This is a genomic window from Leisingera sp. ABM4_101 (assembly GCF_056158725.1).
Genome location: NZ_JBSWTV010000002.1, coordinates 477,492 through 501,795, shown reverse-complemented (window position 1 = coordinate 501,795; position 24,304 = coordinate 477,492). Strand labels below are relative to the sequence as shown.

Genomic DNA, 24,304 nt, shown 5'->3' with positions numbered 1-24,304 from the left:
CTGACGGCGCTGCCTCCGGCGGGGATATTTTAGGCCAGAAGAACTAGGGAGCTCCCGCGTGCTGGCTCTGACCTCACTTGTTTTGTCCCATTTCCGCTCGCATTTGCGGGCGGAATTGCATTTGGATGGGCGGCCGGTGGCCATTCACGGCAGCAACGGGGCGGGCAAGACCAACATTCTGGAAGCGGTGTCGCTGTTCTCCCCTGGCCGCGGCCTGCGCCGGGCTAGTGCAGCAGACATGGCGCGCCAGCCGGAGGCGCTGGGGTGGAAGCTGAAAGGCGAGCTGCGGGCGCCGTCGCAGGCCTATGAAGTGGAAACCTGGTCTGAGGGCGGCAATGCCCGGCAGGTGAAGATCGACAGCAAATCCGCCAGCCAACTGGCGCTGGGGCAGGTGTGCCGGGTGGTCTGGCTGATCCCGGCGATGGACCGGCTGTGGATCGAGGCCGCAGAGGGGCGGCGGCGGTTTCTGGACCGGATTGCGCTCAGTTTCGAACCCTCCCATGCCGAGGCCTCGCTGGCCTATGAAAAGGCAATGCGGGAACGCAACCGGCTGCTGAAAGAACAGATCCGCGATGCTGCCTGGTACCGGGTGCTGGAAGACCGTATGGCGGCTGCCGGGCACCGGATCCATGCAGCGCGGGTGCAGGCGGTGGATCTGCTGCAGCTGGCGCAGGCGGATGCGGAAACCGCCTTTCCGGCTGCCGAGCTGGAGCTGCTGCAGTCGGAAGGCAGTATGCCGTCCTCCGAAGAGGATTTCCGCGAGGCGCTGGAAGAAAGCCGGTTCCGGGACCTGGCGGCGGGGCGCACCCTGGTGGGGCCGCACCGCACCGATCTGATCGGCACCTACCGGGCCAAGGGGGTTCCGGCCAAGGATTGCTCTACTGGCGAGCAGAAGGCGCTGCTGGTGTCGCTGATTCTGGCCAACGCGCGGGCGCTGGCACAGCGCGAAGGGGCGCCCCCGATCCTGCTGCTGGACGAGGTGGCCGCGCATCTGGATGCCGACCGCCGGGCCGCGCTGTATGATGAGATATGCGCTCTGGGGACACAGGCCTGGATGACCGGCACGGGGCCGGAATTGTTTGCCGAATTGGGCAGCCGGGCGCAGGTGCTGGAAGTGTCCGACAGTGGCGGCACGTCAGAGGTGATCCCGCAATGACGGTTACTTCCTGGGACCTGCTGCTGTATGCGGGTGCATTGCTTATCCTGTTCCTGACCCCCGGCCCAGTGTGGCTGGCGCTGATGGCGCGCTCCGTTTCGGGCGGGTTTCAGGCGGCCTGGCCGCTGGCGGTGGGGGTGGCTTGCGGTGATATCCTGTGGCCGCTGATTGCCGTGGCGGGGATGTCCTGGGTGGTGTCGGAATTCACCGGCATCATGACCGCGCTGCGCTGGCTGGCCTGCCTGATGTTCCTGTGTATGGGCTATCTGCTTATCCGCCATGCGGGTGAGGCAGTGCAGGAGAACCGGGCGCTGACAAGGCCCGGCATCTGGGCCGGTTTCATGGCGGGGATTGCGGCGATCCTGGGCAATCCCAAGGCGATCCTGTTTTACATGGGGGTGCTGCCCGGCTTCTTTGACCTGTCCGGCACTTCCTGGCCGGATGTGGCGGCAATCGTGACCCTGTCCTTCGTGATTCCACTGGCCGGCAACTTGGCCTTGGCAGGCATGGTGCACCGGATGCGCAAGGCCATCACCTCGCCCCGGATCCTGCGCCGGATCAATCTGGTGTCTGGCGGGCTGCTGATTGGCGTAGGGCTGATCATACCCTTTACTTGAGGCATACTGCGGCGGGGCAGGGCCGGGTTTGCCGGGCTGATCCGGAGCGGCCTGATTCCACCAAGAAAAATAGGGCTCCGCGGGTGACATTCCGCCCGGGGTTTCGTATAAATTCCGGAAGCAAAGACAGGAAAATGTGAATGTCCGGAAACGAGCAGGCTCCCGCAGAATACGGTGCGGATTCCATCAAGGTTCTCAAAGGGTTGGAAGCGGTTCGCAAGCGCCCCGGCATGTACATCGGGGACACGGATGACGGCTCGGGCCTGCACCACATGGTCTATGAGGTTGTGGACAACGGCATCGACGAGGCGCTGGCAGGCCACGCCGACCATGTGACGGTGAAAATTCACGCCGATTCCAGCGTCTCGGTCAGCGACAACGGCCGCGGCATTCCGGTGGATATCCATGCCGAAGAGGGTGTCTCGGCGGCCGAGGTCATCATGACCCAGCTGCACGCAGGCGGTAAGTTTGACAGCAACTCCTATAAGGTATCGGGCGGCCTCCACGGGGTAGGTGTGTCCGTGGTGAACGCGCTCAGCGACTGGCTGGAACTGCGGATCTGGCGTAACGGCAAGGAACACGTAGCCCGGTTTGAACGCGGCGATACTGTCAAGCATCTGGAAGTGGTCGGCGATTGCGGCGACCAGACCGGCACCGAAGTCCGCTTCATGGCGTCGACGGATACCTTCTCGAATCTGGAATACTCTTTCGAGACACTGGAAAAGCGCCTGCGTGAACTCGCCTTCCTGAACTCCGGCGTGCGGATCATTCTGGAGGATGAACGCCCGGCAGAGAAACTCTCGGCTGAGCTGTTCTACGAGGGCGGCGTCAAGGAATTCGTCAAATACCTGGACCGGCACAAGACCCCGGTGATGGAGGCCCCGGTCTATATCGTGGGGGAAAAGGACGACATCGGCGTCGAGATCGCCATGTGGTGGAACGACAGCTACCACGAGACGGTTTTGCCCTTCACCAACAACATTCCGCAGCGCGATGGCGGCACCCATGTGGCGGGCTTCCGCGGCGCGCTGACCCGGACCATCAACAACTATGCTCAGACTTCGGGGATCGCCAAAAAAGAGAAGGTCTCCTTCACTGGTGACGACGCCCGCGAAGGCCTGACCTGTGTTTTGTCGGTCAAGGTGCCGGACCCGAAGTTCTCCAGCCAGACCAAGGATAAGCTGGTGTCCTCCGAGGTGCGCCCTGTGGTTGAAAGCCTGATGGGCGAAAAGCTGGCCGAATGGTTCGAGGAAAATCCCAACGAAGCCAAGCAGATCGTTGGCAAGATCGTCGAGGCGGCCCTGGCCCGCGAAGCTGCCCGCAAGGCGCGCGAGCTGACCCGCCGCAAGACCGCGATGGACGTGAACTACCTGGCGGGCAAGCTCAAGGACTGCTCCGAGAAAGACCCCTCCAAGACCGAAGTCTTCCTGGTCGAGGGTGACTTGGCCGGCGGCTCCGCCCAAACCGGGCGGGACCGGATGACCCAGGCGATCCTGCCCCTGCGCGGCAAGATCTTGAACGTGGAACGGGCGCGCTTTGACCGGATGCTGTCCTCCCAGGAGATCGGCAACCTGGTGATGGCGCTTGGTACTGGCATCGGCCGCGATGAATTCAACATCGAGAAGCTGCGCTACCACAAGATCGTCATCATGACCGACGCCGACGTTGACGGCGCCCACATCCGCACCCTGCTGCTTACCTTCTTCTACCGTCAGATGCCGGAGCTGATCGAGGGCGGTTACCTCTACATTGCCCAGCCGCCGCTTTACAAGGTCGCGCGCGGCAAGTCAGAGGTCTACCTCAAGGACCAGGCAGCACTGGACGACTATTTGATCAACCAGGGCGTTGATGGCGCGGTTCTGAAGCTGGGCGACGGGTCTGAAATGGCCGGCGCCGACCTCACCCGCGTAGTGGACGAGGCGCGACAGCTCAAACGCGTGCTGGATGCTTTCCCGACCCACTATCCGCGCCACATCCTGGAGCAGGCTGCCGTGGCCGGCGCCTTTGTGCCCGGTGCCGTAGATTCCGACCTGCAGGGCGTGGCCGACAAAGTTGCCCAACGGCTGGACCTGATCGCATTGGAATATGAACGCGGCTGGCAGGGCCGGATCACCCAGGACCACGGCATCCGCTTGGCCCGTATCCTGCGCGGCGTCGAGGAAGTCCGCACCCTGGATGGCCCGATGCTGCGCTCGGGCGAAGCCCGTAAGACCGGCAGTTTCACCAAAAGCCTGCAGGAAGTTTACGGCACCACCGCCCAGCTGGTCCGCCGCGACCGCAGCCAGGTAATCCATGGCCCGCTGGGCCTGTTGAAGGCGATCCTGGAAGAAGGCGAAAAGGGCCTCACTTTACAGCGTTACAAGGGCCTGGGTGAGATGAATCCGGACCAGCTGTGGGAAACCACCCTGGACCCGGATGCGCGGACTCTGCTGCAGGTGCGGATCGACGACATGGTCGAGGCGGATGATCTGTTCACCAAGCTAATGGGTGACGTGGTGGAACCGCGCCGCGAATTTATCCAGAAAAACGCTTTGAGCGTTGAAAACCTGGATTTCTAACGGCTTTGTAGGATCGCCCAAAAGCGTGTTTTAGACCCATACTTTTGCGCAAATTGCCCATAGTTTTGGTTCTCGCACATGTCGAGGGTGAGGTGGACGCTGGAAACCGCGAAATCCTCTTGCTTAAGTTGATCGCAGGGCTTCTTGCTCTACGGGCTTTTTCATGATTGCCGTTCCAGCTAACTGTACTCGCCATCAGCATGGTGAGCTGTGGGCTGTCGGCATAGAAGGTTCCAGGCGCAATGAAGGCCCTAGAGGGCTTCCAGAAAGCCTTGTGCAGCAGGGGATCATCGGCGGAATACGAGCGTTCGGGGCCCGGCTACCTAGTGGCTGCTGACGGGACAAAGTCGCCGTTCGCCGCAGTCGCAGCTTGGGTATTGGTCAGCGTCGGCATTGCGCAGAATACAGACTTTGCAAAGTTTCGTGGAAGGCACACAGGCGACATCTAGCAAGAGGCAGTGATGTTGCACCGCAGCTCGCCGAAAAAGGCATTCGATGCACGCACAAAACCTGCCTCCGCCTGAATTCGCACTATGCTAGTCACTTAGGCCGTGCCCTCACCGTTTTTGCCTCTTCGTCTTGAGGTTAGTGACCGAAAGTGGCCATTTGCGCCCGCATCAACGGAAACAGTTCCTCTTTCGGCAAAGCATCAACTGCCTTGGGCACAAGTTCATACTCCAAGAAGTGTTCACCCTTCGCCTTGGCCGTCATGTACGCTTTGATCTGATCAAGGACGAGCCTCCATATGCTCAGCGCATCATCAACATGAACACAAATAGCTTCGCCCTCGCCAGCCAGCATGCTTGAGTAGTAAAGGAGACGTTCGCCGCTCATACCGTCTCCGCTGCCACTCTCGCGAGCATGTTCGGCTATTAAGGCGTTTCGTGACTCGATCCGGTCATTTAGCTGCTGCATCATACCCATGGAGCGATGCACAAACAGCGATAGTGCGGGCATTTCTTTGCTGAGGGAGGAATACTCATCCACGTCCGGTGGTGGCATGACTGAGGTCTGGGGAAGGCTCAGATAGAAGTGCAGCAGTGACTCTGAAAGAACCTTAAGCGCAAGAAGCTTCTCAGTCCGGTCTGGCAGTGGTGTGTCAAAGATCTCTGTTGAGGCTTCCTTCATCTTGTCGACTTCGGGGCCCATGGCGCCGATAAGTTGCAGTTTGGCGTTGGCAAGCGCCTCGATGTTAGCCCCTGCGGCAACAGAAAGCCGATTCAGCGCGTCAAGTGCGTTTCTCCAATCGTCCTTCTGCTTGTTGGTTGCCTGTCGGCTTTGCTGATAGTGAAATGCGCCCAATCCAAGCAGGAAGCCTGATCCTCCCCCAATGAAGTGGTCCGCCGTTATGTTTAGGAAAACGGAGGATCAGAATGGGAACGAAGCGACACAAGCCGGAAGAGATTGTCACGAAGCTGCGGCAGGTTGAGGTGCTTGTCGGTCAGGGATTGCAGCGCGTGGATGCGATCCGCGAAGTGCGCATCACCGAGCAGACCTACTACCGCTGGCGCAAGCAATACGGCGGGATGGGAACCGACCAACTCAGAGAGCTCAAACGGCTGCAGAAAGAGAACGAGCGGCTGCGTCGCGCCGTTTCGGATCTGACCCTGGACAAGCTCATCCTGTCGGAGGCCGCAAAGGGAAACTTCTGAGCCCCGCTCGCCGCCGGGCCTGCATAGATCATGTGCGCAGTCGGTTCAGCGTGTCGGAACGGAAGGCCTGCCGTGTCCTGGGGCAGCACCGTTCCACGCAGAGAAAATTGCCACGAGGCCGGGTCGACGAGGCGCGCCTGATCGCGGACATGATTGAGCTGGCGCGCCAATACGGCCGCTACGGTTACCGGCGGATCGCGGCCCTGCTGAGGGATGCAGGCTGGCAAGTGAACGACAAGCGTGTCGAACGCCTGTGGCGGCGTGAGGGGCTGAAAGTGCCTGCGAAACAACCGAAGAAAGGACGGCTCTGGCTGAACGACGGCTCCTGTGTCCGGTTGCGGCCCGAATATCGCAACCACGTCTGGAGCTACGACTTCGTGCATTGCCGGACCGATGATGGGAAGGCCTTCCGCACGCTGAACATCCTCGACGAACATAGCCGGGAGTGCCTGGCTATCCGGGTGAAGCGGAAGCTGAACTCAGGTGACGTAATCGATGCCTTGAGTGACCTGTTCATCCTGCGGGGCGTCCCGGCCTACATCCGGTCCGACAACGGTCCTGAGTTCGTGGCACAGGCTGTCCGGGACTGGATTGCTGCGGTCGGCTCCAAGACCGCCTACATTGAGCCGGGATCCCCCTGGGAGAACGGATACTGTGAAAGCTTCAACGCCCGGTTCCGCGATGAACTGCTCAACGGAGAAATCTTCTACAGCCTGCGCGAGGCTCAGATCCTGATCGAACAATGGAGGAAGCACTACAACACAAAAAGACCACACAGCGCCTTGCGCTATCGCCCACCGGCTCCGGAAACACTCGTCCCGATGGACCCGAGGCCGGTCATGCACTAACAATCAAACCGGACCACTCAGGTGGGGCTGATCAAGTTCGCAGCCAGATCTCTCAAGACAGTGAGTTTTTTGCCCTATTCCTGGTCCAAGGAAGAGGATCGGCAGTCCTTCAATGAGGCTGTGCAGGCTGCTTTCATGTGTCTCGAAGAGGCGGGTCTGCCAATTGACTTGGACCCTGATGACGCGGTGCGGCGGTTGTACGGGGTCTCAGGCGGCCGTGTGGGTGTCGTGCTGAAAGTGCTGAGAACCTCTGCCAATGGCTCGGACCTGCAGCAGTTATCGATGAAGCAGATTGCTGACGCGGCCCTGGCTACGGTGCAATCTCATGTTCCTCCAAAGATCTATTTCGAAGAAACGCCGCCATCGGACCGTGAACTGGTCAACTCATACTTCGACGTTATGACCGACGCTGGCCTGGATGTCGAATTGAGTTCTCCCCACGATCTCGCCGCTGCTCAGGGGGTGTGATGTCCGGCCAATACCTCCTGTGTAAGCCACAAGAAAATGAAAGCCTGCTTGGGTTCCTGCGCAGGCTGGCCACGCTTAACGCATATCCTGAGACTTCAAGTTTCCTGGCGCGTCTAAACGTCAGGTATGGTCGACCGCTTATTGAAGAACTCCAATTGGTATCTGATCAACTCGGCATACCGGAGAAAGAACTCTCCCGGTTGGCGCCGTCAGCTCAACCAGCAACACCTCCACTGGATTGGCAGTTTGAGCGAGGTCATTCAGATCCTATTTGCCCAACCTGCTGTGAGGAAGGTGGGAGGCATCATGTGTCGTGGCGGCATGCTCTTGTCTCTGCTTGTCATGTACACGGAGTTCGATTGCAGGACGGTTGCCCCGTTTGCTTTGAGCGCCGGTCTCCACGAAATGGCGGCTTAGAAACTTGTTCATGTGGGCACAGCCTCAGCAAGTTTCCTCAGGAGGAGGCAGAGCCGCACGAGGTTGCCATAGCCCGGTTGATTGCCCGCGACATCAGTGGGGTGATCAAGGGCGTTCCAGCTACTTTGGCCAAAGAGGCCCCGGTGAGCGTGGGCAGGTTCATCCAGTTTCTTGCTTCTGGTTTCCAGCAAAACCGAACGGGAAAGGAGGGCAAGACAGCAACTCCAAAGACGGTCGCTGAAACGGTAGCGCTCCTGAAGCCTGTTGCGCCCTTGCTGGAGAATTGGCCACATGGGTTCAGAGGCCATGTTGAAGAACGGCTTGCTGCCGGCGATCAGGATCTGAATTCAGCACCTGCCAGGCTCGGCAATTGGTATCAAAGGCTCATGAGCTTCAAAGAGCCTGCCTACCAGCCATACAAAGACTGTGTGGCCGACGTGATCGCGCAAAACTTCGACGGCACATATTCAGGAGCGCTTTCCACTTCCCAGCCGCGAGAGTGGCTGACGGCGAAAGAGGCCGCTTCACAGATCGGGGTGTCGTCTCAGCGCCTTGTGGAAGCCGTCTCGAGTGGACAGGTATTGGGCAAGATGGCCAATAGCGGGCTCGGCCACCGGCACACTGTTGTGCCTGCTTCTGCGGTTGTGGAGATCAAGTCAAACCGGTCGTTGTTCAGAGACGGCAAGTTTGTCCGTGATCGCCTGGGTATTTCCCGTGGCCAGTTTGACCTGCTCAAGGTTGCAGGTGTCATCAAGGAAGTGTTTAAGCAGGATCGTCCCCCATTGGTAGATGGTGGGTTTGATGTCAGCGTCATCGATGCCAGCGTCGAATTCATTAGAAACTCGGCTCAGGAGCGAGAGGGGGACACGATTGCCTTCAAGGACCTGTCGCTAAGGCGCACGACAGACCGCGCGACACTGACAAGGCTCTTGGAGAGCATCTTTGCTGGAGAAACTAAAGCGGTTGTGGCAGAGACCGGCCTTCTCTTGGCTGAGTTCCGCTTTCTGGAGGCTGACGTTAAGCGGGAGCTCAGGTCAGGCCGTCATTCGCTTGACTGGACGGCCCACGACGTTGCGGAGATCACCGGTTGGAAGCCACAGTGTGTGACCCACTGGTGCAAACTCGGGCTGCTGGAGGCTCGATCTGTACCGCATGGACGAGGTGTTGGGTTTCTGATCAGCCCGGCGAGCCTTGCGAAGTTTCAGGGGGAATTCGTACCTGTTGCGACATTGGCGAAAGCACGCGGTTCGTCTTCCCGAAAGTTGCTTGAGGAGTTCGCAAACCGCGGGATCGAAACATGTGGTGCGGAAAAGGAAGGTAAGGCAAGCCGAGGACACTTAGTCAGTCTTTCCGACCTGCTTCCCTGGTTTCTACGTAACGAGAAGAGTGTTTCCCTTAGCTCGCGCACAATTCAGCGTGGCTGCGATAATGAGCTAAAGAAATTTAGCTATAGCTAGACAGGAGCATGTGAATGCACTATATTACAAACAAGGATGATCACTCAGGTGAGGAGTTGAGGGATGTTTTGCGGAACAGGGAGATCGCTTTTGACGAGCGCAGTTCCTTCCTGCAGGCACTTCTTAGCGTTGATGGGAGGCTCATGGCTCCCGATGCTTTGGGAGTTGAGGATGATGAACAGCCAGGGCTCTTTGTATATCGAAGTTCCGAAGGTGCGGACTGGCCTGGCGGTTTCGGCATTTGGGCGGCATTCAGCTACGACAGCAATGGCGTGCTGGTCGTCCTGGTTGCTAAAGAGTTTTCGGGGTCGGACGTCGAACATGGCGTACTTCTGAGTGCTGCAAAGAGACGTATAGAAGAAGGCGCCCGAGTAGTTGGAGAGGATGTGGAATTATGAAGCTCAGTGAACTTAAAAACGATGTGAAAAGCCGTGCCCAACTTCTTGGAGCTTCTGAGCAAGAAGTTGAGCTTGGAGATGCTGCAATCGCCTTGGTAGACACTATTGGAATGCTTCTAACAGAAATGCGTGAGAAGGAAGGTGTCACGCAAGCCGATCTAGCTGAAATGATTGGATTAAGTGGAGCGGGTAGAATTTCGCAATTTGAGTCAGGCCAGCTTCGGCATGCAATCAATCTCAAATCGCTAGCAAAGATAGCTGCTGTGCTGGGATACGATCTGCGGATTGAGGCAACGAAGACCAAGGATGCGGGATCAATCAATGTCGAAGTCGGCGTCTCTGATGGTGACAGATCTTACCATGGTAGAGAAAGCAAGATCTTAGCCATAGGGTAATTTGCGTGCTTACACAAAATTCTCTACGCCCTGGGAAGAAGTTTTGGGCAGCCGTCATTGCTTTGTCAATCGCATGTGTCGCGTTCTTCTATTTTACAGAGATAGCGAGCACTGCGTTTGGAAAAATTGCCTCTGATTTTCTGGGAATGTCAGGCGCAATAGTCCTACTCTTTGCGGCTGCCCAATCTTTACCTACGCGAGCGCGAGTGGAAAATCTTGTGCAATTGGCATCAAGTGAAGATGATCAAGTTGTTGAAGAGATTAGAAAGATCTTTGCTGTTGAGGTGTCTGAAATGACTAAGTCAGATATCAAGAAAGAATGGCGATACTCGATTATTGGGGCGGGAATGTTGTGCGCGAGCTTTGGAATTGCCATGTCGGAAGTTCTATTGCGGCTTAGTTGAGCAACCTGGCACAGCTCACCAAGATTCACTGCCGATTTGCGTCAGTCACTACATTGGTGAGCATGTAGGATCCTTCCAAGCAAACGTTGCTACAAGAGTTCGCAGAAAGTGAGGTTGAACCCGCGGGCCGGGTGCTAATCTCACGTTTCCACCAAGCGTTGATTGAGGGAACGTATTACGCCACGGGACGGTTTGAGAAGAGCATTGGCTCTGGAACTCTTGAAGGAGATCGGTTCTCGTTTGAGAGAAAGGTGGTGTGCGGCTGCCAGATAGAAGTGTCGATGTTGCCGGTCACGAGGCGCTCTCTGGGCGGTTTCGTAGTTGGACAGGTGCCCGGTTAGCTCACCTGAGCGCCTGCAGTGATTGACCAAGACAACCAACTTTGCTTACGATGAGGGCATGTCCTATGCCTTCTATACGCTGCATCGAATATCCGCCTGATCTGAATTCCAGACAGCGGAAGCGGCGTAGTGCGGGACGGGCCTTATACCCCCAGTAGCTCCAGATCAGAGTGTACCCTCGGGTGCAAATCCCGACGTTTCCACCAAGATTTATTGGAGGAAAGAGGTATGTCACGAGACGATTTGAGAAGCGCGACGGCTCGCGAGCTTTTGAAGGAGATCAGTTCCCGTTTGAGGGAAACACACTCAGATCCCGGCGGCTTCATCTGGTCACGCTTGTTTCCGGACATTCAGTATGATCCGTCCAACCAGGAACACCGCAAGCTGGTGGAAACAGCGTCAGACTGGCTCGAAGCTGAGCTGTCTCTTCATCATCGCTCCTTGAATGCAGATCGCCCTTTTAGTGTCGATGATGCAACCTCCATGCTTCGTGCCCGCGTGAATTACATCGAGAAATCAATAACTCATCCAAAGCGTGGACACTCTGGGAGTGGGCACAATGACAGCTGAAGAACGCGTAATCATCAAGATGATCGTGGCTTGGTCCGAAAGCCCCAAGTACGCCCGAAGTTGGCTGATAAAGAAACATCACGCATTCGATGGCAGACGGCCGATTGACCTCTGTAACAGTGGTGGGGTGTTTCGCGTTGCCCGCTACATTCGCGAATTGAAACACGGAGATTGGACCATGTGAACAGTACGGCTGCTATGAGCTAGGATGGCTCCGCCTCCCAAGAGGCAATCAGTCCAGGCCGACAGGCGTCCCCATGCAAGGTAAGGCACGGCCTCAATCGGCAGTGCCGTGCTTGGTGTAGACGAGATTGCCTCCAGCATCGAGGCCAACTCCGCGGCCGAGTGATTGGCGTCGGCAAAAGAAATCCTCTTCAGCTTCCGTCGGATGCCCCATCTTTTCGGTGAATGTATCCAGCCACGCATTTTCCTCCTCATCATGCGGTCGTGTGGAGGTATGATTGCCTTCGAGCACGGTGGAGATGCGGGCGTAGTCGAAACTGCTGGAGCGCTCGACTACCCGGCCAATTTTCAGCCAGTGGGTGACCTGATCAGTCAATGAGCGGCCACTCAGTTGTGCTTCGTGGCGGACCAAGGCCATGATGTCATCGGCAAGCTTCACGGATTGAGCCATATTTGCCTCCTGAACTGCAAAATGAGTAGCGACATGAAGGTATAAAGTCAAAGTTCGGACATCATCATCTTGCGAGCAGCGCGTTCGAAGGCGGCGACTGGAGGAGCTCATTGCAAACTATCGACGACGCTCGAAGCGCTCGGTAACGCAGCATGAAACGCCCACCCAATCCGGCCTTTGATCAGGGTCTATGTGACGCAGAATGTGTGCACTTCCTCCTTGTTCATGAGTTTCGAACAAAATTCAATCACCCGTCGTGAGCCTAACGGCTTTGGACCGTGGCAGACGCTATCTCCTTTGTCAGGTCGTGCCTGAGTGGACTGTGTCACAAGAATTAGTGACCTCAGCAACAAGAAGCTCTTCCGGCTTCAGCCTAATCTCCCTCCGCACCAATGAGGTCATCGTAAGTCCTCAAGCACCGGTGTGCTGTGAAAGAGCAACCGCTCTGAACGAAATTCTGGGAGGAACCCACATGTTGAACAAGCTGAAGATTGCAGCAACAGCTATTGCCGCACTGGCATCCACGGCAGTTGCCGCACAAGAGGAAATTCGGTGGAAGGTTCCGAATGCTTTCCCTTCGCACCTGCCTGCTTTGGGTGAAAATGCTGAAGTGATCGGCGATATGCTGAAGGCTGTTTCCGGCGGGAAAATCCAATTCAAGATCTTTGAGCCGGGCAATCTTGTGCCTCCGCTGGAATTGACCGATGCCGTTCAGAACGGCTCGATTGAAGCAGGCTACACTTGGCTGGGCTATGATTCCGGCAAGATCCCCGCGGCCCCGCTGTTTGCTGCACGCCCCTTCGGAATGGAGCCATGGGAGTATACTTCCTGGTGGTACGAAGGCGGCGGGAAGGAGCTTGGAGAAGAGGTCTATGGCTCCCGTGGTGTTCATCCCATCCTTTGCGGAATCAATGGCCCGGAAACCGCCGGTTGGTTTAACAAGGAAATCAACTCCATGGCTGACCTGGAGGGCTTGAAGATCCGCTTTGCCGGACTCGGCGGGCAAGTGATGCAGGATGCCGGCGCTTCAGTTACTGTGCTTCCAGGTTCCGAAATCTTCCAGGCGCTGGAAAAAGGTGCAATCGATGCAACTGAATTTTCGATGCCTGCCGTCGATGAGCTTCTTGGTTTCCACAAGATCGTGAAAATCAACTATTTCCCGGGCTGGCACCAGACCTACACCGCTTTCCACCTGATCGTGAACAAAGATATCTGGGATGGCTTTGACGACCAGACAAAGTCGCTGTTTGATGTGAGTTGCACTGCGACCACGCTGCGCGCCCTGTCACGCGGGGAGTCCATTCAAGGCGCAGTTCTGCGCGGCTTTGCCGAAAAGGGTGTCGAGACAAAAACGATCCCGGATGAGATGCTGCAGGAGCTCAAATCGTTGTCCGATGCTTTGATGGAAACGCAGGCAGCCGCTGATGCGGACTTCAAGAAGGTTTTCGAAAGCCAGGAAGCCTTTGTCGAAGACTATCAGACCTGGAAGGGAGTTGCCTACCTGCCGCGGGATTTCGGAAAATCCGAATGATCGGCTGAACACCAAATTTAGTCGCTTCGCAAACATAGTTTTGCGGAGCGGCATTTTGGATGAAGCGGAACTGGCATGGCGGAGGCAACCTCTGTGTCATGCCGTCCTTCTCTTCAGGCGATCAGGCACAAAACGGTGCATGAAACCCGCCTGAAACTCAGCGTTGAACAGCTTTGGCGAAGATCCAAGCACCAGTCGGCGGAAGCGGAAGTTAGCCTTGGGCTTTTCTCCATCAGCAAAGCTCAGCCAAAGGTTCAATCCCGCACTATGGAGACTCTGATGGAGAAAAAAGAGAACGAGTTTGACGTAACTGCAACGTCGCCTGACGAACCTGATGACCTCCAGTATGTCGTGCATCATGCCGCCTTGCCAGAAACCGGGTTTTCGAAAGCGGTGGATACAACCATCAAAAAGATCGGAGAGCTGGTTTCTTGGTTCTGGGTGCTGCTGATTGCCGTAATTTGCGTCAACGTCTTCATGAAGAACGTACTAGCGCAAGGCAGCGTTCAGGCAGAAGAAATTCAATGGCACATCTACGCTGCATTGTTCTTGTTGGGCTTGTCCTTCACGATGGTCTATGACGACCATGTCCGGGTCGATCTGCTCTACGAAAACATGTCTTTGAAAAGAAAGGCGCTGGTCGATTTCTTTGGGATACTCCTGTTCCTGATTCCGTTCCTGCTTATGCTGCTCTACTTCACTTTCCCCTTTGTTCTGAAGGCGATTGAGGATGGTGAGCGCTCCACATCTCCGGCAGGCCTTTCGCATTACTGGATCATCAAAAGCGCACTTGCTGTCGGGCTGCTGTTGTTGCTGCTGGCCGCGCTCAGCCGGTTGCACAGATGCATCGCCTACCTGTTTTTGGGTGCCAACTCGCCTTCGGACCAGGAGAACTGATCATGGCTTTCGAGTTTTACGAAATCATGTGCATGACCATGTTTGGTGGTTTTATCCTGCTGCTGTTTACAGGGTTTCCTGTTGCCTGGGTTCTGGGGGGCGTTTCGCTGACAACAGCGCTGGCCGCTGCGTTTGTATTCGACGCACAGCTCTCAGACGGGTTTTACAGCATCTCATTCCAGCAAATGTCCATCGTCGTTCAGCGAATGTGGACGATCATGACCAACTGGGTTCTGGTCGCCTTGCCCATGTTTGTCTTCATGGGGCTGATGCTGGACCGTTCGGGCATTGCCAACAGCCTGATGGAGAACTTCGTCAAGATCTTTGGCCGCGTACCGGGCGGCTATGCGCTGACAGTTACTCTGATCGGTGTTCTGCTGGCCGCATCAACCGGAATCATCGGCGCTTCGGTTGTGCTTCTTGCGCTGCTGGGCATGCCGGTGATGATGAAAAACCACTATAGCCCAGCCTTCGCATCCGGCGTGGTCTGCGCGACCGGTGCCTTAGGGATCATCATCCCGCCGTCGATTATGCTGGTTCTGATGGCGGACCGGACCGCAGGCGTCGATACCGGCGGCCTGTTTATGGGCGCGCTGATTCCCGGCGTGATGCTCGGCTTTCTATATATCACCTATGAGTTGCTGGTTTCCCGTCTCTCACCTTCGGCGACCCCTGTGCCTGACGATGCAAAAGCCATGGAGGTGTCGGATATCTTCGGCGTTATGATTGCCATTCTACCCCCGGCGGCATTGATCATCACGGTTTTGGGGTCGATCTTCGCGGGTGTGGCAACGCCGACCGAAGCAGCGGGTATCGGAGCATTGGGCGCGACCATTCTTGCGATCCTGAACCGGAAGTTCGACATGCAGGTCCTCAAAGAGGTCTGCACTCAGACGACGCGCACCACGTCGTTCATCTTCGCGATCTTCCTGGGAGCAACGGCGTTTTCTTTCGTGTTCCAGTCTCTGGGCGGAGAAGACTTCATTGAGCACTCACTGAAGAGCTTGCCCTTCAACGACAATGGGGTTCTGATTTCGATCCTGCTGCTAATCTTTGTCCTTGGGTTTTTCCTGGACTGGATCGAGATTACGCTGATCGTTCTGCCCTTCGTGTCTCTCGTCGTGCCGGATCTGGATGTTGGCCCTGCGGACGAAGGTGCCCGGATGATCTGGTTCGTCGTTCTGGTGGCCGTGTGCTTGCAAACCTCGTTCCTGACGCCTCCAGTGGGATTCGCGTTGTTCTATCTGAAAGGGGTGGCACCTGAGGGCGTGACCGTTGGTCATATCTACAAAGGGGTTCTTCCCTTCATCGGTCTGCAGATTTTTGGCCTAGTGCTGGTGTATGTATTCCCGGTGCTTGCAACCTGGCTGCCCGAGGTTGCTTACGGGCCGTAGCCTCGTGTGGCGGAGCAACAGCCGGATTTATTAAATATGCTCTCGGCTCATCAGGTCGAGAGCATTACTTTTCCATACCTCTGCCAACTACGGCTAGGATTTTACTGAACTCGGTCTGAAAGTTCCCGCTAATCTCAGCTAAGCCCGCTTGGCGAGCAGCATCTTTCACATGCGGGCGTTGCAAGGTCATCGGCCACAGGCCAGCCAGCACGACGTGAGCGTTGCGAATAAAGGAAACGGCAGTATCTCGGTCTTTCACGATTTCCGCATCAAGCAATGCTTCCGACCAGCGCCCCAATACACGCGCAAACTCGACTTTGATTTTCACCAGCCGATCTTGCGAAATATTGCGCTCCAAAGTGCGGGTCAGGTCGCTCGCCAACGCGCAGAACAGCGGGTGATCAGCGAAAACCTTTGCAAATACGTCCGCCAGTTGCGGCAAGCCCCTGCAAACCTTAATTCCTGCGACCAGAATGTCAGAGATTTTGTCCGCTTCAGCCACTAGGAGATGTGCCAGAATTTCTTCTTTGCTTCCAAAATAGCGGTAAAAAGCAGATTGAGAGATGCCGGCCTCTTTCGCCATATCGGCCATTGTGCTCGCGTCCACACCTAATCGTTCGATCACACAGCGGGCTGCTTCAAGCAGCTGCTCTTGACGCTGCGACTTCTGAACCGCGCTGCGCGCGCGAATGAACTTTTCTGACATACGACCTCCCTTGCGAGTTCAAATAAGTCACAGGCTTCTTACCCACAAGCAGCTTGAAGTTCCGTGTATACGCGGATAAGTGAATGCCATTCTCTTATGGCAATGAGCGGGAGTCTAAGGTGCATAGTTGGAGGCTAGACGACATTCCGGATCTGTCCGGCAAGCGGGCCATTGTAACCGGCGGCAATGTAGGGCTCGGGTTTAAGTCCGCCCTTGAGTTGGCTCGAAACGGAGCTGACGTTGTCATAGCCTGCCGCAGGCCTAGTAGTGGAGAGGAAGCCATCAAGCGCGTTAAGCAGGAAGTGCCAAGCGCATCCCTGTCTTGCATCCGCCTTGACTTGACTGATTTTGCCTCGATTGCAGAATTTGCTGCCACTTACCGTGACAACCAGAACCAACTCGACATTCTCTTGAACAACGCCGGAGTGGTTAATCTTGAGACCTTGCGACGTACGGAGTTCGGTCACGAGATGCAAATGGCAACAAACCACTATGGTCATTTTGCGCTTACCGCACATCTGTTTGACGTTTTGTGTAAAACACCCGGTGCAAGAGTTGTAACCGTTTCAAGTGGCTCAGCCCGGATTGGTGAAATCCGTTTTGATGACATGGACTGGCAAAAACGCCCTTATTCGCGCTTCCAGGCCTATGGTGACAGCAAACTAGCTAACCTACTGTTCATGCACACACTGCAATCACGCTTTGATGCAGCTGGCGCGGATGCACTGTCGGTCGCAGCCCATCCAGGATTGGCAGCGACCGAACGGCAGCAAACGACCGGGGTGGGAGGTTTACTCTCGAAATTGATGGCGGCGTCTGTTTCGACAGGAGTTGCGCCGCAGCTTCGAGCCGCCACTGATCCCGGGATCGGCAAGCGCGACTACTACGGTCCTCGGTTCGGCATACGTGGTCCAGCCTGGAAACTTCAAGTCAAGCCGCCGATAGATGAGGCGATTGCTGAAAAGCTTTGGAGCTTCACTGAAGAATTGACAGGACTTCACTACGATACCGCTTAGGCCATGAGACACTCAAAATATGATAGGTGCGGACCCGGGCTGGGTTAGCGCCATACTTTCTCCCTGTGTCACAGGCAGCTAGAAGCTGAGAGCCTCAGGAAGGCGATGTTGCAGCATCAGAAGTTCCAGGAGATTTGATCCGAGAGGCATGTTCGAAGTTCTATGGTGTATGGGCGTTGCGCGATCCATTTGGATTTAATGGAGTTCCAACCGCGGTCATCACCTAAACTGCAAAAATCTGTCAGCACGATGTCACTACCTTTCGTCGAATACGACAAAGTAGGAAGAGCATTGGGAAGGAGAAGGCGCAGCCCTCTCGTTCCGGAATAGGCAAGCTACAGCTTGCTTGGAGCGACGCCGAACTCTTTCTTAAACAAGCGTGAAAACTCGCTTGAGCTTGAAAAGCCCGTCGTCATCGCAACCTCCGTCATCGAAAGACTGCACTTGGGCTGTTCGATTAAGCTGCGAGCTGCATCCAATCGGCGAACTTTAATCCTCTCCATGACTGACTGTCCATCTGCGAACACTTTGTACAAGTAGCTGCGCGATATACCGCAAGCTTGCGCGATGGCTTTGGGAGTCAGGTCTGGATCGCGAAAACAGGCGTCGATGTACGCTATTACTCTGGCCCGGGCAGACTGCACAGCCAGGCTGTCGTCTGACATTTGCCCCCCGGAAGTCAGGAAGAACGCGACCGTATCAAGCATTTGGTTGGTCATGAAGCCAATCGCGTGATCATCGCTCTCGTCCACGTTTTCGAGCAACTCGATGATTAGACACTGCAACATGTGAAAGATCGCATCAGGCTGAACAATCGGGCGCGACAAGATATCAGCTGACCGCCCAAGTCGTTGCTCTAGTGCGTCCGCGGGGATTTTCACATTGAAGGTTGAGTAGTCCCGCTCAACGCGTAGCTTTGCTGCCAGACCATTGTTGAGAAGATAGGTTGTCTGCGGCCGGAGCTCTTTGCGAACATCGCCAATCTGGCACAAGGCTGCCCCGCTCTCGGGAAAACTCAGCGAAAAAAAAGGTTCTTCACTGGAGCCACGCTGGAGTGACTTCTCGAACTGCTGGTTGCCAAATTCGATACGATTGAAGGTCAGGGCTCCAATTTGCTTACTGCGCAAGCTGCCGGAGATCTGTCCGTCGGCGACGGGTTTAACGTTAATATCTCCCCAGATTTCACTGAAGATCGAGTGCCAGTGATCGCCGCTGGCTGTTTTCTCAACGTCATCAGACCGCCCAATCAGTGGAAGAGCGGAAAGCGCCTCAGATGGATGGAGTTTTGACATGGAACAGGCTCCCGTTTAGCAAGTGGACTCTATCACAAAAACCAGTGGCGCCCAGCACAAGAGTTAACCATTTGGAACAGTTAAGCTTCCTGCCCAATAGGGAGGACGCACTATGTCAACGACTCAGAACTACGAGAAACTGATTTTCTTTGGGGACAGCTGGACGGATTCAGGCAATCTGAATACCATTGTTCAGTCTTTGGGTTTTCCTACTGGCAACCCAGATATTTTCGCGGAAAATCGCGCCAGCGATGGGTTCAAGTACGCTGATTATTTGGCCGACCATCTTGGCATGACTGACGAGAATGTTGAAAATGTGGCTTTTTCCGGTGCTGCAGCAACTACTGATCGCACGGTTTCGGATTTTTTGACGTTTCGTGGGATTCCTATTCCACCTGATCACCCCGAGGCGGATACCGGATTTGATCTGTCGGGCCAAATTGACAGTTTTCTGAGCAACCTTGAGCCCCAGGAAGACTTGTCAAATACAGCAGTATCTCTGTTAATCGGCGGAAATGACATTCTGTTGACTGACTATGCAAGTTGGACGCAGGCTCCCGAGGTAGAGGCGCAAGCGCGCGGACAAGAAATTTTCGACGCCGTTCTGGCCCAGGCAGAGCGACTGGCCGATGCGGGGGTCGGCGAGGTTTTCCTGTATACCTTGCCAAATTTTGGGAGCTATCCCATTGCTGAGATTTTCTTTCCACCTGAAGTGCAAGCGTTTATGCCTCTGATCAGCGACGCTTTTAACGAGCTATTGACGTCCAATGTCGAGCAATTCGAAGCGCTTGGTGTTTCAGTGACCACCTTCGACTTTGGCGCCATGTTCACCGAGGTTTCGGAGGACTTTACCAGCTTCGGCTTCCGGACGTTTGACGATCCAATTACCCTTGACCGTCAAACGGTAAATCCTGCGATTGGCGACGCCCCATTTGATCAGGTTGCACTGGTTGACAACATCCACACCAGCGATGCATTCGATCAGATCCTTGCACGCCTGCAGATCGAAACTTTGACCTCAAACGTAAAATTCGGCACCACAGGTGACGAAGTTTTGGGCGGCAGTCATAGCGATGATCTGATTGTTGCTCGTGCCGGCGACGACTATGTCTGGCTCGGCCAGGGCAGTGACGTAGGTCTCGGTGGAGCCGGTGAAGATTTCATTTTTGCAGGGCGCGGGGCTGACATTGTAGGCGGCGGATCTGGTGATGATGTGATCATCGGAGGCCGCGGAGGCGATGTTCTGGCCGATAATCACGGTGACGATGTCAGCCATGGCGGCCGCGGGAGGGATATCCTGATTGATGGCGCTGGTTCAGACAGGGCTTTTGGTGGCCGCGGGGAAGATGTTTTCATCTTCACTGATCAGGCTCTCTTTGGTGGAGACAGCTCCGCTGACACCAATAGGTTTGTCGGCGGTCGCGGTGAGGATACTTTGATCCTGCGCCTCGCAGCTGACGATGCTCAAGCGTTCAACAATGGCACTTTGACGCTCGATGATCTGGGTATCGAAACTCGTAGCATCGAGACCGTCACCGCCGTTGAAGGCCTGGAAATCTCCCCCGAAATCATCTCCACCCCACTTCTGGAAGAAGCGGACCAATGGGGATTGATCTAAAGAAATGCCCTTTGCCCACGACAATGTGCCCGTGAGGATGAAATGAAAAACTCTATCTTCTTGGCACCGCTGTTCGATGCAAAGGTTGCGGTCCGTTAGAGATGAGAAGACTCGAAAAAAATAGGTTGAAGGCATTAGTGTCTTCAGCCCCCATCCGATTTACCGGTGGCGCAAAAGTACTGGATGCGATTGCGATCACACTTCTGCCTGCCTTTGCGTTTTGCCTGTTGGAGCCGATGCAATGAGACACGCAGTGTCGCCGGACTTTGACCCGGCCAATATTCAAAAATGGATCAATAGCGAGGTTAGTGCAGGGCGCTTGAATGGCGGCGTGTTGGAAATTCTTAGAAGCGGTGAAACTGTCTTTTCTGAAGCTTTCGGAATTCGTGGCGCCGACGGTCTTCCGGTGACGCGTGATACGCAATTCTGGATTGCGTCAATGACGAAGCCAATCGTGTCAGCCGCTGCTATGAAGCTCGTCGAGAATGGCTATCTAACGCTATGCGATCCAGTGCAACGCTTTGTGCCTGGACTGGGCGCGGAAGGCGTCCTGCTTCCGTCAGGGCAACTGGTGCCAGTTGACCGCCCTCCCACCATTCTTGACCTAATGATCCATACTTCAGGGGTTACCTATGGATTCTTAGGCGGAGATGACATTCATCGCCGCTACCGGGAAGCCGGAGTCTATGATTTTAGAATAGATAACAAAGAGATGGCTGAAAGGTTGGCCTCTCTCCCTCTTTTGCATCAACCTGGTCAGGTCTTTGAATACGGCATGTCCACAGATTTGTTGGGCCGCGTAATCGAAGTGGTGACTAAGCTGCAGCTCGATGACGCTTTAGAAGAGCTCGTGCTGGCTCCACTGAAAATGCATAATACGGAGTTTGTGCCAAAAACAGCAAATGTTGCGGAGCTTCCTCCGTCACCTGTACGCGATGCAATCGCACCATTGATGTCTTCGGACCAGTCCTGGTGGTCTGGCGGGGCTGGGTTGTGGACAACCGTCTCTGATTACATGCGGTTTGCCCGAATGCTTCAGAATGATGGCATATTTGAAGGGATCAGGTTGCTTCAACCAGGCACGCTGTCCCTCATGTGCCATAACCATTTGCCGACAGGTGTTCAGTTTGGCCAATACACAACAAAACTTGGCATTAGCGCACCGAAACCTGAAAACGGCCTGGGCTTTGGCCTGGGCCTAGCTGTCAGGACAGCAAAATCACACAGCGTACCGGGTGGCATAGGGGAAATTCTGTGGCCGGGTGTGTCAGGTGCGAATTTCTGGGTCGACCCAGAGAACGACCTCATAACTGTCTTTCTTACTCACTCACCCGAAAACCGTGCAGCACACCGCATTGGATTGCGGGAAGCCGTCTATGCGGGTCTCCAAGAGGAAAAAACACCATGAAGCGTCCGAAAATTGCTATTCTCGGTGCCGGAACCATTGGCATGAGTTGGGCTGCTCTCTTTGCTGCCACCGGACGAGAGGTTGCCGTGTTCGACCCATCACCCGACACGAAATTTCGCGTAACAAGCCTTGTTCGGAACTCTGCCGAAGCTCTCGCCGCTCTAGGGTGGGAATATGCCGATGATGTTTCGAAGATGCGCTTTACAACTGATCCCGTTGAGGCAGTTACTGATGCTGACTTCATTCAGGAAAGCGTACCAGAGCGGCTAGAAATCAAGCATGACCTCTATGCGAAAATTGAACCACACCTAAAAGAAGGTGTGATCATCGGCAGCTCAACCTCTGGTCTGAAACTGTCCGAGATGCAGGCAGGCTTTTCCAATCCTGGCCGTTTTGTTTTGGCTCACCCGTTCAACCCGCCCCATCTCATCCCCCTTGTCGAGCTAATGGATAACGAGATGACGGATGAGGGAGTGCTGGCAGAAGCCACTGAATTCTATGAGAGTATCGGCAAGATATGCGTGCGCCTGAACAAGGAGGTTCCAGGCCATATTGCAAATCGCCTGCAGGCGGCTATCTGGCGCGAAACCGTCCATCTTGCGATGGAAGGTGTGGCAAGCGTAGAGGACATAGATAAGGCTGTGGCCTATGGGCCAGGCTTGCGATGGGCGGCCTTGGGACCAAACACTCTGCTGCATCTGGGCGGTGGTGCTGGCGGCATCCGTGCCTTTTGTGACCATCTGGGCGGCCCATTCCAAAGTTGGTGGGATGATCTTGGGAACCCGCGTCTCACCCCCGAGGTTGTTGATACGCTTGAAAAAGGTGTCCGTGCCGCGGTCGGCGATGCTTCCATGACTGATCTGGCCAAACGGCGCGATGATCTCGTTTTGCAGTACCTGTTGGCGGCAGCAAAAGGGATTTAAGAGATTATGCTCGTTGAGACGAAGCGCTGATGAAACTTGCAATAAATGCGGCTGCGGCAACCGAACTGATCCAAGATGGCGCTACGATCATGGTCGGCGGTTTCATGGGGGTGGGAGCGCCTCACCGTCTGCTAGAGGCCCTTGCCGAACGGGGTGTTTCTGGGCTGACTCTGATATCAAACGATGCCGCGCGTCCCGGTGTCGGAGTAGGTAAACTACTAAGCGCGGGTTCCGTCCGGCGCCTTATCACTTCCCATATCGGATTGAACCCCGAGGCTCAGGAATTGGCGCAATCCGGTGAACTGGAGCTTGAGTTTGTCCCCCAGGGGACATTGGTAGAACGCATTCGAGCAGGCGGTGTCGGACTAGGTGGAGTTCTGACACCAACCGGGCTTGGGACAGATGTTGCAGAAGGTAAAACAGTCATTTCCTGCAACGGCGAGGACTTCTTGCTCGAGACCCCACTCAAAGCTGACTTTTCGCTGATTGCAGCTTACCAGTCCGATTATGCTGGAAACCTGTCCTACATGCTGACGGCCAGAAACTTCAATCCAGTGATGGCAATGGCTGCCCGCACAGTCATAGCTGAGCCAGATCGCATCGTTCCAACCGGGGTCATACCGCCGGATGGGGTAATCACACCAGGCGTACTAGTGGACCACGTGCTGGAGCGTTCAAAGGGGAACGAATGATATGGCCAAGCTTCATGAAACACTGCCCCCAAAGGATCGCATCGCGAAACGTGTAGCGGAGGAAATCCAGGCTGGAATGCTGGTCAACCTCGGAATTGGGATACCCAGCTTAGTTGCCAATTTTCTCCCACCTGACTCCGGGGTCTTTTTCCAAGCCGAAAACGGGGTGATCGGACTGGGGGCACGGCCCCCGGAAGGAATGGAAGACCGGAACCTCACCGATGCCGGTGGGGGGTTTGTTTCCGCAGTTCCTGGAGCGGCTGCCTTTGACAGTGCTATGAGTTTTGGCCTGATCCGAGGAGGGCATATTGACTTAACTGTCCTTGGCGGTTTGCAAGTGGATGCAACAGGACGGCTCGCCAACTGGTCAGTACCCGGGAAGACGATGCCAGGAATGGGCGGGGCAATGGACCTTACGACCGGCGCGAAGCGCGTCATCGTCGCCATGCTACATCAATCGAAAGGTATCTCTAAAATCGTCGAACGTTGCACAGCGCCAGTGACATCGCAAAGATCTGTCGATCTTATAGTTACAGATCTTTGTGTTCTCAAACCTACTGATCGTGGTCTCGAACTATTGGAAACCCAACCCAATGTAACAACAAAGCAGGTCATAGAAGCCACAGAGGCAGCCTTGGTCGTTAGCAAAGAGCATCCTTAAAAGTGACAGGACGAAAGTAAGATTTGCCTGACAGACTTAGCAAATTCGCTTTTGCCAACAGCCGTTCGGGAATTGCCAGCGCTACTGCATTGAGAAAGAGTTCAGCCAGAACTGTGGCGTCGGCGCGGCAATCGGCGCTCTTGCTTCCAAACAGGCTCCGCAGCTAGCGCAAAATAGTGTTTGGCCAGTTGGAGGACCGGCCCCCGCATTTTTCTCAGTTTACAAAGATCCTTCTTTCGGCCTTCGCGTTT

General features: G+C 55.5%; 24 protein-coding genes and 1 pseudogene. 21 read left to right on the top strand and 4 right to left on the bottom strand.

The features are described 5' to 3' along the window. Nucleotides 1–58: 58 nt before the first annotated feature. The 3 genes from recF to gyrB all read left to right on the top strand — a co-directional run bounded on the left by recF (nt 59) and on the right by gyrB (nt 4,331). On the top strand, nt 59–1,156 hold the full coding sequence (gene recF / locus ACXAEK_RS03465) for a DNA replication/repair protein RecF (RefSeq protein WP_475039945.1): 1,098 nt from the start codon (nt 59–61) through the stop codon (nt 1,154–1,156). After that, a complete protein-coding gene (locus ACXAEK_RS03460; RefSeq protein WP_475039944.1) occupies nt 1,153–1,773 on the top strand; it encodes a LysE family translocator in 621 nt (206 codons plus the stop codon). The genes recF and ACXAEK_RS03460 overlap by 4 nt, the downstream gene beginning before the upstream one ends. Before the next feature lie 140 nt (nt 1,774–1,913). Beyond that, nucleotides 1,914–4,331, top strand: a complete 2,418-nt coding sequence (gyrB, locus tag ACXAEK_RS03455) for a DNA topoisomerase (ATP-hydrolyzing) subunit B (protein ID WP_475039943.1) — start codon at nt 1,914–1,916, stop codon at nt 4,329–4,331. Between the two features lie 585 nt (nt 4,332–4,916). On the opposite strand, the gene ACXAEK_RS03450 is transcribed toward gyrB, so the two are convergent. Continuing rightward, nucleotides 4,917–5,633 carry a hypothetical protein gene (locus ACXAEK_RS03450; protein WP_475039942.1) on the bottom strand — a complete coding sequence of 239 codons (717 nt, stop codon included), beginning with the start codon at nt 5,631–5,633 and terminating at the stop codon, nt 4,917–4,919. Between the two features lie 71 nt (nt 5,634–5,704). On the opposite strand from ACXAEK_RS03450, the gene ACXAEK_RS03445 reads away from it, so the two are divergent. From ACXAEK_RS03445 to ACXAEK_RS03405, 9 genes and pseudogenes are all read left to right on the top strand, one after another. Further along, nucleotides 5,705–6,831 (top strand): IS3 family transposase gene (locus tag ACXAEK_RS03445; protein WP_475038988.1). Its coding sequence is split into 2 segments (ribosomal slippage): nt 5,705–5,969 and nt 5,969–6,831, totalling 1,128 coding nucleotides; the frame shifts between segments, so codons are not numbered across the junction. A 21-nt stretch (nt 6,832–6,852) separates the two neighbouring features. Further along, nucleotides 6,853–7,299: a hypothetical protein gene (locus tag ACXAEK_RS03440; protein WP_475039941.1), complete on the top strand. Its 447-nt coding sequence runs from the start codon at nt 6,853–6,855 to the stop codon at nt 7,297–7,299. Beyond that, a pseudogene (locus ACXAEK_RS03435) lies at nt 7,299–7,649 on the top strand (TniQ family protein); the annotation flags it as partial. The gene ACXAEK_RS03440 and the pseudogene ACXAEK_RS03435, both read left to right, overlap by 1 nt. 144 nt (nt 7,650–7,793) lie before the next feature. Beyond that, nucleotides 7,794–9,173 carry a hypothetical protein gene (locus ACXAEK_RS03430; protein ID WP_475045346.1) on the top strand — a complete coding sequence of 460 codons (1,380 nt, stop codon included), beginning with the start codon at nt 7,794–7,796 and terminating at the stop codon, nt 9,171–9,173. 14 nt (nt 9,174–9,187) lie between these two features. Next, complete coding sequence (locus ACXAEK_RS03425; protein WP_475039940.1) at nt 9,188–9,571, top strand: hypothetical protein; 384 nt, start codon at nt 9,188–9,190, stop codon at nt 9,569–9,571. After that, the gene (locus tag ACXAEK_RS03420; RefSeq protein ID WP_475039939.1) at nt 9,568–9,966 is read left to right on the top strand and encodes a helix-turn-helix domain-containing protein; all 399 of its coding nucleotides are present in this window, start codon (nt 9,568–9,570) and stop codon (nt 9,964–9,966) included. The genes ACXAEK_RS03425 and ACXAEK_RS03420 overlap by 4 nt, the downstream gene beginning before the upstream one ends. Before the next feature lie 5 nt (nt 9,967–9,971). Further along, nucleotides 9,972–10,370: a hypothetical protein gene (locus ACXAEK_RS03415; protein WP_475039938.1), complete on the top strand. Its 399-nt coding sequence runs from the start codon at nt 9,972–9,974 to the stop codon at nt 10,368–10,370. A 569-nt stretch (nt 10,371–10,939) separates the two neighbouring features. Then, nucleotides 10,940–11,281, top strand: a complete 342-nt coding sequence (locus tag ACXAEK_RS03410; RefSeq protein ID WP_475039937.1) for a hypothetical protein — start codon at nt 10,940–10,942, stop codon at nt 11,279–11,281. Then, complete coding sequence (locus tag ACXAEK_RS03405; RefSeq protein ID WP_475039936.1) at nt 11,271–11,465, top strand: MbcA/ParS/Xre antitoxin family protein; 195 nt, start codon at nt 11,271–11,273, stop codon at nt 11,463–11,465. The genes ACXAEK_RS03410 and ACXAEK_RS03405 overlap by 11 nt, the downstream gene beginning before the upstream one ends. 93 nt (nt 11,466–11,558) lie before the next feature. Here the strand turns inward: ACXAEK_RS03405 and ACXAEK_RS03400 are convergent, their stop codons facing one another. Next, nucleotides 11,559–11,915: a TA system antitoxin ParD family protein gene (locus tag ACXAEK_RS03400; protein WP_475039935.1), complete on the bottom strand. Its 357-nt coding sequence runs from the start codon at nt 11,913–11,915 to the stop codon at nt 11,559–11,561. A gap of 472 nt (nt 11,916–12,387) precedes the next feature. On the opposite strand from ACXAEK_RS03400, the gene ACXAEK_RS03395 reads away from it, so the two are divergent. The 3 genes from ACXAEK_RS03395 to ACXAEK_RS03385 all read left to right on the top strand — a co-directional run bounded on the left by ACXAEK_RS03395 (nt 12,388) and on the right by ACXAEK_RS03385 (nt 15,737). Further along, the gene (locus ACXAEK_RS03395) at nt 12,388–13,446 is read left to right on the top strand and encodes a TRAP transporter substrate-binding protein (protein ID WP_475039934.1); all 1,059 of its coding nucleotides are present in this window, start codon (nt 12,388–12,390) and stop codon (nt 13,444–13,446) included. Between the two features lie 75 nt (nt 13,447–13,521). After that, nucleotides 13,522–14,343, top strand: a complete 822-nt coding sequence (locus tag ACXAEK_RS03390; protein WP_475039933.1) for a TRAP transporter small permease subunit — start codon at nt 13,522–13,524, stop codon at nt 14,341–14,343. Between the two features lie 2 nt (nt 14,344–14,345). Then, on the top strand, nt 14,346–15,737 hold the full coding sequence (locus ACXAEK_RS03385) for a TRAP transporter large permease (RefSeq protein ID WP_475039932.1): 1,392 nt from the start codon (nt 14,346–14,348) through the stop codon (nt 15,735–15,737). Between the two features lie 64 nt (nt 15,738–15,801). On the opposite strand, the gene ACXAEK_RS03380 is transcribed toward ACXAEK_RS03385, so the two are convergent. Next, complete coding sequence (locus ACXAEK_RS03380) at nt 15,802–16,443, bottom strand: TetR/AcrR family transcriptional regulator (protein WP_475039931.1); 642 nt, start codon at nt 16,441–16,443, stop codon at nt 15,802–15,804. Nucleotides 16,444–16,526: 83 nt separating this feature from the next. Between ACXAEK_RS03380 and ACXAEK_RS03375 the strand changes: the two genes are divergently transcribed. Then, nucleotides 16,527–17,459 (top strand): oxidoreductase, encoded by a 933-nt coding sequence (locus tag ACXAEK_RS03375; protein WP_475039930.1) that lies wholly within the window; start codon nt 16,527–16,529, stop codon nt 17,457–17,459. Nucleotides 17,460–17,794: 335 nt separating this feature from the next. Here ACXAEK_RS03375 and ACXAEK_RS03370 read toward each other — a convergent pair whose 3' ends face one another. Beyond that, a complete protein-coding gene (locus tag ACXAEK_RS03370; protein ID WP_475039929.1) occupies nt 17,795–18,751 on the bottom strand; it encodes an AraC family transcriptional regulator in 957 nt (318 codons plus the stop codon). 112 nt (nt 18,752–18,863) lie between these two features. On the opposite strand from ACXAEK_RS03370, the gene ACXAEK_RS03365 reads away from it, so the two are divergent. The 5 genes from ACXAEK_RS03365 to ACXAEK_RS03345 all read left to right on the top strand — a co-directional run bounded on the left by ACXAEK_RS03365 (nt 18,864) and on the right by ACXAEK_RS03345 (nt 24,053). Continuing rightward, nucleotides 18,864–20,369 carry an SGNH/GDSL hydrolase family protein gene (locus ACXAEK_RS03365; protein ID WP_475039928.1) on the top strand — a complete coding sequence of 502 codons (1,506 nt, stop codon included), beginning with the start codon at nt 18,864–18,866 and terminating at the stop codon, nt 20,367–20,369. A 241-nt stretch (nt 20,370–20,610) separates the two neighbouring features. After that, the gene (locus tag ACXAEK_RS03360; RefSeq protein ID WP_475039927.1) at nt 20,611–21,777 is read left to right on the top strand and encodes a serine hydrolase domain-containing protein; all 1,167 of its coding nucleotides are present in this window, start codon (nt 20,611–20,613) and stop codon (nt 21,775–21,777) included. Beyond that, the gene (locus ACXAEK_RS03355; protein WP_475039926.1) at nt 21,774–22,700 is read left to right on the top strand and encodes a 3-hydroxyacyl-CoA dehydrogenase family protein; all 927 of its coding nucleotides are present in this window, start codon (nt 21,774–21,776) and stop codon (nt 22,698–22,700) included. The genes ACXAEK_RS03360 and ACXAEK_RS03355 overlap by 4 nt, the downstream gene beginning before the upstream one ends. A 29-nt stretch (nt 22,701–22,729) precedes the next feature. Beyond that, a complete protein-coding gene (locus ACXAEK_RS03350; protein ID WP_475039925.1) occupies nt 22,730–23,392 on the top strand; it encodes a CoA transferase subunit A in 663 nt (220 codons plus the stop codon). 1 nt (nt 23,393) lies between these two features. After that, nucleotides 23,394–24,053 carry a 3-oxoacid CoA-transferase subunit B gene (locus ACXAEK_RS03345; protein ID WP_475039924.1) on the top strand — a complete coding sequence of 220 codons (660 nt, stop codon included), beginning with the start codon at nt 23,394–23,396 and terminating at the stop codon, nt 24,051–24,053. Nucleotides 24,054–24,304 lie beyond the last annotated feature (251 nt).

Excerpts from the sequence above, each read along its gene's own strand:
- ACXAEK_RS03370 (WP_475039929.1), bottom strand. The coding sequence starts at position 18,751 with ATGTCAAAACTCCATCCATCTGAGGCGCTTTCCGCTCTTCCACTGATT.
- ACXAEK_RS03400 (WP_475039935.1), bottom strand. The coding sequence starts at position 11,915 with ATGGCTCAATCCGTGAAGCTTGCCGATGACATCATGGCCTTGGTCCGC.
- ACXAEK_RS03350 (WP_475039925.1), top strand. The coding sequence starts at position 22,730 with ATGAAACTTGCAATAAATGCGGCTGCGGCAACCGAACTGATCCAAGAT.
- ACXAEK_RS03390 (WP_475039933.1), top strand. The coding sequence starts at position 13,522 with ATGGCGGAGGCAACCTCTGTGTCATGCCGTCCTTCTCTTCAGGCGATC.
- ACXAEK_RS03395 (WP_475039934.1), top strand. The coding sequence starts at position 12,388 with ATGTTGAACAAGCTGAAGATTGCAGCAACAGCTATTGCCGCACTGGCA.
- ACXAEK_RS03420 (WP_475039939.1), top strand. The coding sequence starts at position 9,568 with ATGAAGCTCAGTGAACTTAAAAACGATGTGAAAAGCCGTGCCCAACTT.
- ACXAEK_RS03460 (WP_475039944.1), top strand. The coding sequence starts at position 1,153 with ATGACGGTTACTTCCTGGGACCTGCTGCTGTATGCGGGTGCATTGCTT.
- ACXAEK_RS03355 (WP_475039926.1), top strand. The coding sequence starts at position 21,774 with ATGAAGCGTCCGAAAATTGCTATTCTCGGTGCCGGAACCATTGGCATG.
- ACXAEK_RS03425 (WP_475039940.1), top strand. The coding sequence starts at position 9,188 with ATGCACTATATTACAAACAAGGATGATCACTCAGGTGAGGAGTTGAGG.
- ACXAEK_RS03360 (WP_475039927.1), top strand. The coding sequence starts at position 20,611 with ATGAGACACGCAGTGTCGCCGGACTTTGACCCGGCCAATATTCAAAAA.
- ACXAEK_RS03385 (WP_475039932.1), top strand. The coding sequence starts at position 14,346 with ATGGCTTTCGAGTTTTACGAAATCATGTGCATGACCATGTTTGGTGGT.
- ACXAEK_RS03410 (WP_475039937.1), top strand. The coding sequence starts at position 10,940 with ATGTCACGAGACGATTTGAGAAGCGCGACGGCTCGCGAGCTTTTGAAG.
- ACXAEK_RS03380 (WP_475039931.1), bottom strand. The coding sequence starts at position 16,443 with ATGTCAGAAAAGTTCATTCGCGCGCGCAGCGCGGTTCAGAAGTCGCAG.
- ACXAEK_RS03375 (WP_475039930.1), top strand. The coding sequence starts at position 16,527 with ATGCCATTCTCTTATGGCAATGAGCGGGAGTCTAAGGTGCATAGTTGG.
- ACXAEK_RS03345 (WP_475039924.1), top strand. The coding sequence starts at position 23,394 with ATGGCCAAGCTTCATGAAACACTGCCCCCAAAGGATCGCATCGCGAAA.
- ACXAEK_RS03405 (WP_475039936.1), top strand. The coding sequence starts at position 11,271 with ATGACAGCTGAAGAACGCGTAATCATCAAGATGATCGTGGCTTGGTCC.
- ACXAEK_RS03365 (WP_475039928.1), top strand. The coding sequence starts at position 18,864 with ATGTCAACGACTCAGAACTACGAGAAACTGATTTTCTTTGGGGACAGC.
- gyrB (WP_475039943.1), top strand. The coding sequence starts at position 1,914 with ATGTCCGGAAACGAGCAGGCTCCCGCAGAATACGGTGCGGATTCCATC.